Here is a 15,449-nt window from a genome sequence, read left to right as displayed (position 1 = left end):
TCACCTCGTCAATTTATCAAAATAGTTTTCATTGCCAAAATTAATAAATGTTGCATACTTTTCTGATTCCTTAATCAAAACAACATCATCTTGACAAACACTACAACTTTCACTACCATCTACTATCAAAACCCCATGTTGATTAGGTTTTAAATCTAATGTAATCTTAATCTCACTATTGCAATAAGCTATGTATGGCCTCACACTAAACGAATGTGGACATATTGGTGTAATTACCAAAACATCTGCTCTTGCATCAACAATCGGACCACCTGCTGACAAAGAATACGCTGTTGATCCTAATGGTGTCGAAACAATCACTCCATCTGCAAAATAATTATTAATAAACATATCATCTATGTATGTATTTATTCTAATACCTCTAGACACTAACTTTCTAGACACCACAACATCATTTAACGCTATATCATCAACAACTTTTTCCCCTTCTCTTATAATATTCATATTTATCAATTTTCTCTTTTGCAATGTATAATCGCCATTAGATATTCTTTTTATATAGCTTTCTATATCATCTTTATCAATCTTAGCTAGAAAACCAAGTTTACCCAAATTTACTCCAACAATAGGTTTATTGTATTTTGCGCCAATCTTAGCAGTCTTTATCAGGGTCCCGTCACCACCAACTGACATAATAATATCAAATATACTACAATTATCACCATCCGTTATTATCGACACATTAAGCTTATACTTTCTTATTATATCACATAATAAATTTGTATACACCCTATTCTCATCCTTGGCTTCGTTCACCAATACACCTATATCCATAATAATCCCCTTCTAATTTAGAGTCTCATGCGCACAATCAACTATTTTCCCCACTAATGCACTTACATCACACTCGTTCTCACTATTTTTTTGTATATATATAAGGTACTCTATATTCCCTTCTGGCCCTTTTATAGGCGAAAAATCTAGTCCTAATATATTAAAATGATTTTCCACCGCAAAATTTACTATATCGTATATCACTTCCTTATGCACATCCTTATCTCTTACAACGCCCTTCTTGCCTACTTTATCACGCCCAGCCTCAAACTGGGGTTTTATAAGACACAACATACTTGCATTCTTTGTAGATAAATTTATTGCATTTGGTAAAACCTTCTTTAGTGAAATAAATGATACATCAACTGACACAAAGTCAACTAACTCCTGCAACTTCTCTGGCTCAAGATATCGTATATTTGTTCTCTCCATACACACAACCCTACTATCCTGTCTTAGCTCCCATGCCAATTGTCCATAACCTACATCAACTGCATACACTTTTGATGCACCATGCTTTAGCATACAATCAGTGAATCCTCCCGTTGATGCTCCTATATCCATACATATTTTATCACAAAGATCTATACCAAATTTCTCTATCCCTTTATGAATTTTAAGACCACCTCTACTAACGTACGGATTTTGCTTTTCTTTTACTTCTATACTACAATCCATGCTAAATTTCGCACCACATTTCTGTTCTTTTTGTCCATCAACAAAAACATGTCCCGCCATTATTGCACCTCTGGCACGTTCTCTACTCTGCATAAATCCTCTCTTAACTAAAATTATATCTAGTCTTTCTTTTTCTGTCATATTACACACCTTTTCCTAATATATTCAATATATCATTTGCTATCGCTTGGTCTGTCAAATTGTATCTCTCAAATAATTTGTCACATGCACCTTGCTCAAGTGGTTTGTCTGGCCATGCAAAAATTTTATTTTTAATATATATTCTTCTTTTAGATAACATCTCAAGTACGCCACTTCCAAAACCTCCACACTCTACATTATCTTCTATCAAAAAAATATTATCGCACTTAATCGCTTCTTTACATATTAGTTCTTCATCAAGTGGCTTTACAAATCTGGCATTAACTACCGACACACTAAGACCCAACTTCTCTAATCTATCCTTAACCGACAACGCCACACTAACCATTCGTCCTATCCCCACTATAAAGACATCGTTACCATTGCTAAGCTTTACTCCTTTTTGATACTCTATCGGTTGATATGGCACAAGCTCCTCTTCTCCACTCCCTCTAGGGTAGCGCACTGCAACGGGTCCATGAACTTCATTTATCGCAAAATCCATCATACAACGAAGCTCTTTATAATCAATTGGCGCAAGTATTGTCAAATTAGGTACATTTCTAAAATACGACATATCATATATACCTTGATGCGTCTCTCCATCTTCCCCAACAACACCTGCTCTATCCACTGCAAATACTACATGCAAATTAGGCAAAGCTACATCATGTAATATCTGATCATATGCCCTTTGAAAAAAAGATGAATATATCGCACACACAGGTACCATGCCTCCACTTGCCATACCTGCTGCAAATGTAACTGCATGCTGTTCAGCTATTCCTACATCGAAAAATCTTTCTGGATATTCCGCTGCAAACATATCTGTTTTTGTTCCTCCTGGCATTGCTGCAGAAATTGCAACAACCTTCGGATTAACTCTTGCTATATCTAATAAACTCTCTCCAAATACCTTAGAATAACTATCTTTTCTCTTACATACTGTCTCTCCCGTATCTACATCAAAAGCCCCTATCCCATGAAACTTATCAGGATTTTCCTCTGCAAATTTATATCCTTCGCCTTTTTTAGTAATAGCATGTATTATAACTGGTCCCTTGATGCCTTTTGCTTGTTCTAATACCTTAAGAAGACTACCTATATCATGCCCATTTACTGGTCCTAGGTACTTAAACCCTAATTCTTCAAATATTATACCTGGCATCACCATATACTTTATTGATCCCTTAACTTTCTTCAACGCTTTCTTTGCCGTTTCTCCTATTGCAGGAATTTTATCTAAAAAAACATCTATATCTTCCTTAACCTTAAAATATATTGGCTGAGTCCGTATTTTGTTAAGGTACTCTGGCATACCTCCAACATTTTTTGATATCGACATCTCATTGTCATTCAACACAACTATGAAGCTAGTATTGGCCTTGCCTGCATGATTTAGCGCTTCATATGATATTCCTCCTGTTAGCGCTCCGTCACCAATTATCGCAACTACATTATTGTCCTCTTTGTTTAAATCTCTAGCTTTAGCCATTCCCAACGCCTGTGATATAGACGTACTACTATGCCCAGTATTGGCCGCATCATGCTCACTCTCAGATATCTTTGGAAAACCAGCTATCCCATCTATCTGTCTTAGCTTATCAAACTTATCCTTCCTGCCTGTCAATATTTTATGTACATAACTTTGATGTCCAACATCCCATATAAATTTATCCTTTGGTGTGTCAAATACTTTGTGCAACGCCAAAGTAATTTCTACTACTCCTAAATTAGATGCTAAGTGACCTCCCGTCTTAGATACGTGTTTTACTAAAAATTCCCGTATCTCTTTTGCAAGTATATTTAGTTCATCCTTGCTAAGCCCCTTTATATCACCTGGGCAATTAATTTTTTCTAACATAAACTTAAAATATTTCATCCTTTCTATAACTACTACTTACAATATAAAATTATATCACTATTACGTTAGATTTGCCAGATAAACTTTTTTTTGGATAACTTGGCCGAAAACTTAACGCCCCTCTTTAACAGAAAATATATTAAGAAAATATGTAGGTCGTTAGCCCGAACACAAAACTACCTACCCTACATATCCCTTCTTATGACCTTATCCTACACTAACCCAATTTTGTCTAGGGTTATAGAATTTATCATGACCCCTTCTTTTTATTTTGCTATCAATAAAAAGCGTCCTCACTGCATCGACAATTTCTATTATGTCAAGTATTCTTTGTTTTATGTTTCCCCTAAAACCACCATTTATATCCTGCAATATATCTTCAGATATACCTACAAAATTTTTATTAATTTCATTTTTAAGCATATTTCTCCTCCTAATGTTATTTTTTTACTTTTTTGTGATCACACTTCCACTATATTACATTAAATTACAATTGTCAACAGTTTTTACAAAAAAATTTAAAATTTTAACTGTCATTTTATATAATTTATTTATGTTATCTGGGAAATCTATACATATAATTGTACGCAGCAAAAACAAAATAGCGTATAGCTTAAATTCACACCATACACTATTTTTATAATATTTTTGTACGCAAAAGAAAATTATTATTATCCATTAACTAATCTTTTATATATAACCAACAAAATAAATCTAGGTAGTTTTAACATCCTTTTTAATCTAGTTGGCTGTTTACATAATCGATAAAACCACTCTAATCCATTGTCCCGGAAAAACTTTGGAGCTCTTTTTACTTCTCCTGCCATAATATCAAAAGATCCTCCAACACCCATACTTATTTTTACTTTAAGTTTATCTTTATTTTTATACATCCATTTCTCCTGCTTTGGAGCACCCATACCAACTAATAATATATCTACATCAAGCTCATTTATTCTATCTATTATGCCTGGCTCTTCTTCTTCCGTAAAGTAACCATCATAATATCCTACAAATTCTACTCCTTCCAAATTAGCATATCTTTCCGCTGCTCTTTTTGCTACTAGCGGTGCACCTCCTAACAAAAACATACGTATCTTTCTATCTAGCTTGAGTTTAAAAATTCCCTGCACTAAATCATACCCTGCAACTCTTTCCTTAAGAGGCACTCCTAAAATCTTTGACGCTAACACTACCCCGCAACCATCAGGAATAACCATACTTGACTCGTTTAATATAAATCTTAATTCATCATCTTTATAACTTGTCATCATAATTTCTGCATTAGGCGTACATATAATATTGTTTTTATCATCTTTTAAAAGCTTAACAATACTATCTATAGCCCCATCCATCGTTAAATCGTCAACATTAACGTCTAATATCCTTACACACTTTCTCATATCCTTCTTTTTTTCCTCCTATCTAACAACTCCAGCGCAAGTTTCGCATTTCTTATAGACTTATCCTGAAGCTCTTTTCTTATGCTAACAAGATATTCTTTCATCATATTCCTGTGCTGACATTCTTCATCTAGCATCTCACATAATGTACCAGCCTCTAGCTTTTTTACATCCCCAGCTGACATCTGCCTTATGTAATTCACAAATCCCTCTACTTTTTGTTCATATACAACACCTATGCAAGGAACTGCTTCCATTGATGCAAACACTAACGCATGCAACCTCATACCAATCAATATGTCTACTCGTCCTATTATTCCTAAAATCTCCTTTGGCGAATAATTACCTCTTACAATATACGCAGGGCTCGACATTTTTTTTACTATGCGCTCGCTCATTTTAGAGTCATTGTTCTTCTGCATTGCTATAAATACTGGCATTAATCCATATTTTTCATACGCAACATCTGCAACTTTAGCTATTGTATTTAAATACTCTAAGTCATCGCCCCATTGTCTTATGGAAAAACCAATAAGCGATCTATTCTCATCTATCCCCTCTTCTCTTAGTATTTCGCTTATTCTCTCATCACTAACACTCTTTAATGTTAGTGCGCAATCAGCTGTCAACTCTATCTTTGGTCCATGTACACCCAACTTCTCAAGCTCTACTAATGAATTCTCATCTCTTACTGTTATGATATCAACTAAATTTAAGATAACTCTTGTAATGTACTTATTAAATTTATTTTTAACTGGACCTATTCCATTAGCATAAATCATAACCTTAGTTCTTGTCAACTTTGCTAACACAATCAAAGTTAAATAATAGTATAAAGATCTATTACTTGTGTTATCCTGTATTAAACTACCTCCACCATTTATATACAAATCAGTTTTCATAAGCATCTTTAATATACTAAAAAGATTGAATCTATATATGGACCTCACATTATGTATCTTAGTCGTCTCCTCTGGTTTTTGCGATAATACCGCAAGCTTTATTCTTTTTCTTTCTTTTTTAAGCGTATCTACTATCGCCTCGAGCATTGCCTCATCACCCATGTTATTGTGACCATAATAACCTGATATTAATACATCGTATCTATCACTTACTTTGTGACTAACATCTTTCTCCCTATTCTTTATCTCGTAATAAATATTAAGCTGCGTCTCTCCCATTCGCTCTAATGAAAATTCTTTCCTGGCCTTTCTGTTTAACTCCTCACCAAATCTATTACGCAATTCATCATCATCCAATAAATTTAAAATATACTTAGCCAAAAGATCATAATCACCCACATTAAACAAATATCCATTTTTATTATGATCTATCAAATCAAAAATACCACCAACGTCTGTACTTATTGTAGCCTTTTTAAGCTTTGTACCTTCAAGTATAGAATAAGGAAAGCTCTCACTTAATGAAGTTAACACATTTACGTCAACAATACTCATAAACTCATATGGATTATCAACAAAGCCTACAAAATATACATTATCCAACACACCCAAATTTCTTGCATATTTCTCTAAATACGCTTTCTGCTCACCATCTCCACCTATAATAAACTTTACATTTTTTCTCGATTTTAAAACTTTTGCTGAGGCTTCAAGAAAAGTAGGTATATCCTTAACTGGATGTAACCTTGCTAAAATTCCGACTATATAATCATTTTCATCGATTTTAAGACCATATTTTTCACACACTACATCTTTATTATATTTACCCACAGGCAAATTAAAATCTATACCATTATACAAAGTATATATGTTCTCTTCACGAAAATTCCTATTCACCAACATCCCTTTAAATTCGCTAGACACAGCAACATAAAAATGCAAAAATCTTATTGAAATTGCATTTATAGTACCATACACAAGCTTCTTAACCTTACTTTGCAAATAATCTAATCTATAATCGCTGTGTACAGTCGTTATAGTACATACTTTTGTCATAAATTTACACGCAACTGCAAACAAATTGGCTTTGGCTCCATGTGAATGCAAAAAATCATACTCGCCCTTCTTAACTATCTCTATTACTTTACGCAAATCGGAAATAATACTCTTGCCCTTTACTACTTCAATATCTAACCCCATAGACCTGGCTTCTCTTGAAAAAATTCCTTCTCTTAAAGCAATTATCTTAACATCAATATTCTTGCTAAGTTCCTTTACCAAACTAAGCACATGAATTTTTGCGCCCCCAACGTCTCCTCCACCTATCAAATGAACAACTCTCATATCAACTGCCACCTCTTATGTGTCTTCTATTCACCCTGCAAAACATTTTTAAATAGCACAAAAAACACCACTTCCACAACACGGGGAGAGTATCCTTATCAATCATCGATAAGATTACTCCCTACGTCTTTTATACAAGCTAACTTACATTTCTAAAATGCAGTATATCAGCAAAACTATTCTTTGTCAATATCCAAATTAGGCCTTGCTAAACCGGGCAATCATTTTTGACTTTTTATCTTGTAAAAATTTCTTCAAACTCTCATTTGTCAACAAAATAAGCAATAACTTTCCTATAATTACTCCAGTTATCAATCCATTTATCCCTCTTGACATAGAAATAACTATCGGTGTAAAAACATGGCAAAAACTATTTATAACCGATATACTACCTATTGTCATACCAAACCCTAGTATATACTTTATTATATTATTCTGACTCTTTCTAAAATGTACAAACATCATAAGCATTGGATATCCTATCGCTATCTCTTTCGTCCTAGGGCGTACTTTCCATACATACTCCAATATTTCTCTTACCCTCAACTCAAATGCACTTGCTCTTAATATTTTGAAATTACCACTTCTTAATATGTATATCGCAAATATAAAACCTATTAACGCCACTACAAACGCAATCCCTAGCTTACTCTTTTTCTTAATATAAGACAAAATATCTGAAATTCTGATATTATACACTATAGCATAACTTATGGTATACATAATAAGCGGCATAACAAATGCTATCTTAACTCCTCTAAATAAATCCAATGTCATTGTATACCTTAAACTACTAAGACACGACACCACCGTGTAGCCACCCAAAAAACTTATCCCTAAAAATGATACTACACTCTTTAGCATAACCTTTTTATCTTCTGTTTCTGAAATCCTCATCACAACCAAACTCGACAATGCGCTATATATTATACTCGCAAGGAGTGCTAAATTTCTTTCTATACCTTTCACTGGCAAAACCATCATTAACGAAAGCATAGATACTGCAAACACAATAAAAGTTGTTTTCTTATCTGTATTAAATAATCTCTTACCATATGCAGCGGATGTTAATGCTAATCCAAAAATAACTAAAAGATAGTAATTAATATTTAGTTCTTTCGCATCCAGTTTTTCTAGATCTCCATCCATATCATAACCCATTTTTTTTATAAAACTACTAAGCTTTTTAACTCCTAAGTTAGTTTCATTATACATCATACCAGGTGTATCTCCAGTTTTGAGTTCTTTTATATATTTTATTTCTATTACTCTTATACCTCTATCTACAACTGCCCTCATAAGTTCATAAAACAATTTATCTCCATTCATACGTGGCTGTCCACGATCATCAAATTGCATAAGTTGTTTATCCATCATACTATACATTCTATTTACTGAATAATCAGTTTTTCGTATAATATCTTTTATTCCCTTTGTATCCTGTATACTTATCTGACTAATTCTTTCCTTTGCTATAACAACGAGATTATTCTCTTTTATAACCTTCACTACATAATCTATATCCTCCGGATAACCTATAGTCTTACTAAGCTCTCCTTTTTCCTTTCCTTTTTTAATTCTATTTTCTTTTTCCTCGTCATAATCAAACCAAATGTATTTTACCTTACAATCCTTTATAATTTTTTCATATTCTCTTATATCCCCATCACTATCTATTTTAAGCAACAGCCTTAAACGATTTTTCTTCAAAAAATCGTTATACTCCAATATATCTTCTTTGTCTATTAGTACCCCAGCAATACCAGCATTTTTTTGCTCATCTACTATATCTTCCTTTGCTTTTCCTATATCCTTCTCCATCTCCAATAATTCTTTAAAATTAGCAAAAAACAATACATGTTTGTTTAGTTCGTCATTACTGTACCTTAAATTGAATCCCAAAAACCCAGTTAAAATCACCGTAATAATCCATAAATACTTCAATGCCTTCTTCATAAAAATTTCCCTTCCTTGGTTTATTTGAGGTACTTCACTACCAAACTCCTAATAATACCTATCTAGACCTAAAAAAACAAACTTCAAAAAAATTGAAATTTGTTATAACTGGTGCCGGGGACCGGAATCGAACCGGTACGGGATTTAACTCCCGCAGGATTTTAAGTCCTGTGCGTCTGCCTGTTCCGCCACTCCGGCAAATCAACTTTGCTCTGTCTTGACTGCCTTTTTATAATACTATCTTTTAATTCTATTGTCAATACCTTTTAAAAAAAATATTTTTGATGTGCTATATCCGCACTATATACATATACCTCCTTCCAATCACTTGTAAGATTTTTTGTAAGTCCTCTTTTTATTTCATTCCTTATAGTTTTTTCACACCTATCTAAAAGATTTGCTATCTCTTCTTTCTTTTTCTTTTCTATAATTATACCACCTTTCAATTGCTAATCTTTCTTCATAATTTAACTGTTTATTTTTTTTCTTTTTGTGTTTTCATTTATATTATGACACATAATTATATACTCTCTTTCGATGTTTGGTTGCACTAACATTGTATCATGGTTTTAATTATGTGTCATTTTTTTACCCTCAAACCGGCAATTTAATTTTACCATTTGTATCTGTGTAGTGTTACTTTTTACCTCAATTTACAAAAAAACAAACTATAATTTTAGCTAACCTCCTTTACTAATTTGTATTATTGATATTAATTTTCTTAGACCACTTTCTCACCCTCTAATAATCTATTTTACTATTATTTTCTTCGATATTGTTTTACCATATAATTCCAACAATTCTTTTGTTGTCGTTTTTAATTCATTACCAATCTGTTCTAAGTGACAACCATACTATATCATCTTTCTTATTTACCTCTATCTTTGTTAGTCCATCTTCTAAAACATTATCAGTAAAAACAAAATTGCCATTAATATCTTCTTTCCTTTTTGTTGCACAAGTAAAAAAATGCCAAGTCACAAATTTTAACTTGTGGCTTAGCACTATATTTTCATCTTAACCCCGAAAGTCAGGAAAATTAAATTCCCCTCTTCCACTCAATCATTAATTATTAAAATTCTCTAAAAAATCTTCTTGAAATAAGTAAGCATTGTCAATTATATTTATTCCAAATAAACAATAATAGTCCTCAGAATAATCAACGGTTATAAATAAATAATTGCCTTCTATGTAGAAATCATAATTATCTATTAAATATTCGTAATCGAATAGTTCAAAATCAAGTAAAGGTGAATAACCACGGTCAACTGTATTTTTGGGCATAAGATTACCACCTTTTTGGTACTCTTCAAATAATATATTCCCTATCTTTTCCTCCGTTCCTTTTAATATATCTCCAATCTCTAGTTTCTTTCCTGTATTTTTATAAAATGTATCATAAAAATAATAGTTTACTGCTGGATAATTCATCCCTTCAGTTACTTTATGAAAAGTACTAGTCTTATCATAAAGAATAGAAAAAATATTATTCTTATTATTTTTTATTTCATATGAATAATCGTTTCGAAATACACTGGTTTTTTTCTCACTAAATATTCTGTCCTCGTCTTTATCATTTAGTCTTGACATAATTTTTTCATTTATTTTACGTTCTCCCTCTGATGGATTTATTATTTGAGGCAAATAACCATAATTTCTTGTATCATTGTCCCTATCCTCAAGATTATAAGACTTAATCCTATCATACTTAGGATTCTTTGTCACATGTATAGTTCTTGAGTTAGCATCCCATACTATAGTATCACCAAGTGCTTCAACTAATGCCCTTAGCGGAAGATATGTCCTTCCTTCTATTATTCTAGGGGCAATATCTATTGTTTTTTCTTCATGCAATACATCTCCATGATTTGGATAAAAATACATTTTCCTAACTTCACAATCGTCAATTTTAAATAAGACATGTAACCTTTGTCCTGTTTTTTTTACTTCTATTTCCATGTTCCGATCGTTCCAATTAACATCATACCCCAATGCCTCACAAATTGCTCTTAACTCTACTATAGTTCTTCCGTTTTCAATAAAAATATCATTTGAAAGTTCTATTTTTTGATTATTTAGATATACTGGAATACTTTCTGCTAAAACATTTGTTTTAAACAAACAACCAGTAATTACTAATGTCATAAGAATAAACTTGAAAAATTTTGGTTTCATAAAAATCAATCCTTTCTTTTTCATGTGTTGTTACATATGCTATCTATAATATATATGAGTAGTTAAATACAATATATATTTACAAATATATGAATAAGCGTTTTTTAATTACAAACATAATTCTTCCAGCATTTGGTTAGTATTTTTATAATTAAACTTAGCTCTAGGATAATTATTTATTCAATTTGCTATATATCTATACCTCCTCTGAAATTGGCATCATATCTGTTCCTTTACCTATTATACTTGTTAATCCAACAATACAAACAAACTGAACTATAATTGGTAGTGTTTCTGGTACAAGCACAGCTCCCACAGCAAACAATGTAATAATCTTAAATACCCAGAGGATAATTTTTATTTCCCAAACCCCTAACCACAACATCCCAGCTGCTGCTTTTTTAATATTTTCTTCATTTCTTTTCACTCTCTTTCTTGGTTCCTACTACTAAATAATCATAACTAAAAGCAACTCCTATGATAGCATAACTATACAAAACGTGTCAAGGTGAATCTATTTTCTATTAATTCCCCCTCCTCCACCTACATCTCAAATTTTTCCCATAAATATCTTTATCATGATTCCACTCTTTACTCACTATATTATTTGGGAGAAGGAATATATCTTTTTTTTGAAACGTTTTTGTCAAATATTTTTTTAGCAATTTATCCCTTACTTTAAGAGATGAATCGCTAAATTTTAGATAAACTTATTATAAAAAAATCTCTCACCTTAATATAAAGATTTTTTTAAAAAAAATCCTATACATTAGTGGGAGATAATTTAACTGAATTATTTTAATCTTCCTTTTCCTTTTTTCTTAGCATAAATAGCAGCATTATCAATTTCTTTCCCTCTTGATAATCTTTTCTTTTTCCCCTCTTCTTTCAGTGGTACACCTCTTTCAACTCTTGATTGCAATTTACAAAATTCAGCCATGTTGGCTATTTTCCCAGCATTCCACGCACCTTTTTTCATGAGATATGTTACTACCTCCATATGCCTTTTATCAAATGCCCTACCCAGCGCTGTGTAGCCATTGTTATCTACATTATCTAGGTTTACTCCTAGATTTACCAATTGTTTTATTGTAGGCATATATCCACCTTCACATGCATACATCAACAAATCCTTATGTAGATCATCTATATCGTCCTTATCAGCTTCTGCTATAGTATCATTTATAATAAATTCCATGCTTTCACCCTGCTCTAATGCATACATAAGCACACTTTTATTTTTTCCATCTCTTATGTTTAATTTAGCTCCTTTATCTTTCAATTCCCTTGTAATTTCTACATTTCCCTTTTTAATAGCGTACATTAGAGCACTTCTCTCGTTATTATCAACTGCATTTATATCTACATTTCTCTTTAACAATGCAGATATTATTTCTTTGTTTTCCTTAATTATAGCATTCATCAGTGCACTAACACCCGTCTCATTTGCTGCATTAACATTAGCTTTATTGTATAACAATGTTTTCGCTTCACTAACCCGTCCTTCATTAATTGCACTTAGCAGCAACTCATCTTTACTATGCTGCGAAATTTCTTCTCGTGTAGTAATTGTTCTTTGTAATACCTCCTTTGCTCCTCTTTTTCTCAATATCTCCACTATACAACTATTCCCCCAAGCCGCATTTATATATGACTGGTCCTTTGATACATCTATATTAAAATCTAATAACTTTCGAACATTATATTCATTTCCATCTCTACATGCTCTTTTTAGTTCTAATGACAACTTTTTCTGCTCTTCTTCTCCCTTTAACTCATCTCTCTTATTCCATATTTTATCTAACACGCGCCCATACACATCACCACCTATGTACTGTAACGCTTCTGCTACCTTAACCACACCCACTTTATCTAATAAATACTGAGTAACTTCGTCATTTGATTTATCTAAACACTTCCCTAAATTTAACGCATCTATATCTCCTACTATATCTAATTGTTTATCTATACTTTGTATGTTCCCCTTTTCACATAAAACTGGTATTCTTTTTAATGTTTCCTTTTTTATTATTTTAATTACTTTTACTCTCTCTTCCCTGTTTACCAAGTCCAATGGCTTTTGTCCTTTTGCATTAATCACATTCACGTTTATATCTTCTGCTGACAATAATTTTTTTATCATAGAAAAATCTTTTATACTACATGCAAGATGTAACAATGTATTCCCGCCACACCCTGTAACCAAATTTACATCTATTCCCGGTGATGCTAGAAGTTTATTAACTATGCTTATGTTTCTCTTTACATAAGCTATACATATAGGTGTAATTCCATTTCTTTCCCCCTTGTTTACATCCGCACCCATCTCAATTAATTTATCTACTATTTCCCTATCTCCATTCTGACACGCTATTAACAGTGGTGTAACTCCACTATAGATAGCTTTATTTACATCCGCGCCTGCCATTAGTAATTCCTTTACTATTTCCCTATGCTTATTCTGACACGCTATATATAATGGTGTAATACCATTATTCATAGCTATATTTACATCTGCATTATGTTTTATCAAATTATCCACTATTTCCTTGTATCCTCTTTCACATGCCACTGCTAATGGTATACCTCCATCATTAGCAGCTTTATTTATATCAGCGCCATTCTTTATCAATTCATCCACTATTTCTATTTTCCCACTTTGACATGCCATATATAATGGTGTAGTACCATCATCTCCAGCCTTATTCAAATCCGCACCTTTTTTCAATAAAATTTCCACTACTTCTTTGTGTCCATTCTGACACGCTATATATACTGGCGTAGATCCATCTTTACTCGCGCCATTTATTTTTGCTCCACAATCTATTAACTCCTCTACAATATCTCTATGCCCACTTTGACATGCAATCAATAACGAAGAAACTCCATTATTACTTGTTTTTTCTATATTGGCACCTTTCTTTATCAATTCTTTCACTATCTCTTTATGCCCATTCTGACATGCTAAGTATAATGGCGTAACTCCATTATACTTGGCTTTATTCACATCTGCTCCACAATCTATTAATCTTTTTACTATTCTCTCAAATCCATTCTGACACGCTGTCGCTAATGGAGTGCTTCCCTCTTGGTCCTCTTTATTTAAATTAGCCCCCATATCGATTAATTCATCTACTACTTCACTATATCCCCTCTGACATGCTATATATAGCGCTGTAGTTCCCTCTTGATTCACTTTATCTATTTTTGCGCCATTACTTACTAGTACCTTTATCAATTGTGGGTGTCTAAAATAACATGCTGTCAATAGTGGTGTAATCCCGTTCTTATCTGCCTCATTTACATCTACACCTCTATCTATCATCTTTTTCACTGATTCCTTATACCCCTTTTCACATGCAATATATAAAGGTGTAATCCCATCAATCCTTGCCTTATCTAAGTCAGCACCACTATCTATTAGTTTTTCCACTATTTTCTCATGTTCATAATAAAATGCACTATTTAATGCTGTAATCCCTTCATTCGTAACTCTATCTAAATCTGCACCTCTTTTTATCAATTCCTCTACAACCGACATATAGCCCATCTTACATGCTATAATAAGTGGTGTACATGTATTGTCATGTCCCTTATTTATATCTGCTCCCCTTTCTATTAATCTCAACGCTATATCTTCATGACCCATACCAATTGCTGCATACAACGGCCTACAACCGAATTCACTAACAGCGTTTACATAATCTGGATCTCCTAACAATATACTCTTATCTAATAACTTTTCAACAATATCTAATGTTCCCCAACAACATGCAATATGTATTGCCATAAATTTATCTTTTGTCACAACTACTCCTGTCTCTGTTTGTTCACATGCAAAATGTATTGCCATTAAATCATCTTTAGAAAATTCTCCTGCCACCTGAGTTGTTTCTTCTGTTTGTCTTAATTCTGATTTTGTATTTATCCGTTTTAAAACCTTTTCTACCCTTGATACATCTTCCGATCCAAAAACCTTGAGTAATTCTTTGCCCATACTTCTTATTCTCCTTTTCTTATTAGTACCAACTTTCAGAAAAGATTATATATCATCTCACACGACATGGCAATATTGTCCCTTACTCAAACTTACTTGACGGCTCCTCATGTTTAAAATCATGGGATTCACACTCGCTTGTCACTTGGTAAATTTGTCGACCATAACTAAAGCTTTACGGCAATTTTGGCAAA

The 15,449-nt window shown here is 32.6% G+C and carries 12 protein-coding genes and 1 tRNA gene; all 13 read right to left on the bottom strand.

From position 1 onward, the window contains the following. The 13 genes from J6Y29_05815 to J6Y29_05755 all read right to left on the bottom strand — a co-directional run bounded on the left by J6Y29_05815 (position 1) and on the right by J6Y29_05755 (position 15,255). Positions 1 to 795 (bottom strand): NAD(+)/NADH kinase, encoded by a 795-nt coding sequence (locus tag J6Y29_05815; GenBank protein ID MBP5427385.1) that lies wholly within the window; start codon positions 793 to 795, stop codon positions 1 to 3. A 12-nt stretch (positions 796 to 807) separates the two neighbouring features. Further along, positions 808 to 1,614: a TlyA family RNA methyltransferase gene (locus J6Y29_05810; protein MBP5427384.1), complete on the bottom strand. Its 807-nt coding sequence runs from the start codon at positions 1,612 to 1,614 to the stop codon at positions 808 to 810. Between the two features lies 1 nt (position 1,615). Then, on the bottom strand, positions 1,616 to 3,478 hold the full coding sequence (locus tag J6Y29_05805; GenBank protein MBP5427383.1) for a 1-deoxy-D-xylulose-5-phosphate synthase: 1,863 nt from the start codon (positions 3,476 to 3,478) through the stop codon (positions 1,616 to 1,618). Between the two features lie 207 nt (positions 3,479 to 3,685). After that, a complete protein-coding gene (locus J6Y29_05800) occupies positions 3,686 to 3,901 on the bottom strand; it encodes a hypothetical protein (protein ID MBP5427382.1) in 216 nt (71 codons plus the stop codon). Positions 3,902 to 4,149: 248 nt separating this feature from the next. Then, the gene (locus tag J6Y29_05795) at positions 4,150 to 4,881 is read right to left on the bottom strand and encodes a WecB/TagA/CpsF family glycosyltransferase (protein MBP5427381.1); all 732 of its coding nucleotides are present in this window, start codon (positions 4,879 to 4,881) and stop codon (positions 4,150 to 4,152) included. Beyond that, positions 4,878 to 7,127 carry a polysaccharide pyruvyl transferase CsaB gene (csaB, locus tag J6Y29_05790; GenBank protein MBP5427380.1) on the bottom strand — a complete coding sequence of 750 codons (2,250 nt, stop codon included), beginning with the start codon at positions 7,125 to 7,127 and terminating at the stop codon, positions 4,878 to 4,880. Before csaB ends, J6Y29_05795 begins: the two co-directional genes overlap by 4 nt. 198 nt (positions 7,128 to 7,325) lie before the next feature. Beyond that, entirely contained in the window at positions 7,326 to 9,083 is a 1,758-nt protein-coding gene (locus tag J6Y29_05785; GenBank protein ID MBP5427379.1) for a hypothetical protein, read from the bottom strand. Between the two features lie 109 nt (positions 9,084 to 9,192). Continuing rightward, positions 9,193 to 9,281 (bottom strand) — tRNA-Leu (locus tag J6Y29_05780). Between the two features lie 68 nt (positions 9,282 to 9,349). Continuing rightward, positions 9,350 to 9,529: a hypothetical protein gene (locus tag J6Y29_05775; protein ID MBP5427378.1), complete on the bottom strand. Its 180-nt coding sequence runs from the start codon at positions 9,527 to 9,529 to the stop codon at positions 9,350 to 9,352. A gap of 379 nt (positions 9,530 to 9,908) precedes the next feature. Continuing rightward, a complete protein-coding gene (locus J6Y29_05770; protein MBP5427377.1) occupies positions 9,909 to 10,064 on the bottom strand; it encodes a hypothetical protein in 156 nt (51 codons plus the stop codon). A gap of 84 nt (positions 10,065 to 10,148) precedes the next feature. Continuing rightward, the gene (locus J6Y29_05765) at positions 10,149 to 11,258 is read right to left on the bottom strand and encodes a copper amine oxidase N-terminal domain-containing protein (protein ID MBP5427376.1); all 1,110 of its coding nucleotides are present in this window, start codon (positions 11,256 to 11,258) and stop codon (positions 10,149 to 10,151) included. Positions 11,259 to 11,454: 196 nt separating this feature from the next. Continuing rightward, entirely contained in the window at positions 11,455 to 11,685 is a 231-nt protein-coding gene (locus J6Y29_05760; GenBank protein MBP5427375.1) for a hypothetical protein, read from the bottom strand. Positions 11,686 to 12,051: 366 nt separating this feature from the next. After that, positions 12,052 to 15,255: an ankyrin repeat domain-containing protein gene (locus tag J6Y29_05755; GenBank protein MBP5427374.1), complete on the bottom strand. Its 3,204-nt coding sequence runs from the start codon at positions 15,253 to 15,255 to the stop codon at positions 12,052 to 12,054. Between the last annotated feature and the right edge of the window lie 194 nt (positions 15,256 to 15,449).

The organism is Clostridiales bacterium (assembly GCA_017961515.1).
GTDB lineage: Bacteria > Bacillota > Clostridia > Acetivibrionales > RGIG10202 > RGIG10202.
Note: the sequence above shows the minus strand (reverse complement) of the source record. Positions and strands in the feature narration are given on the sequence as shown.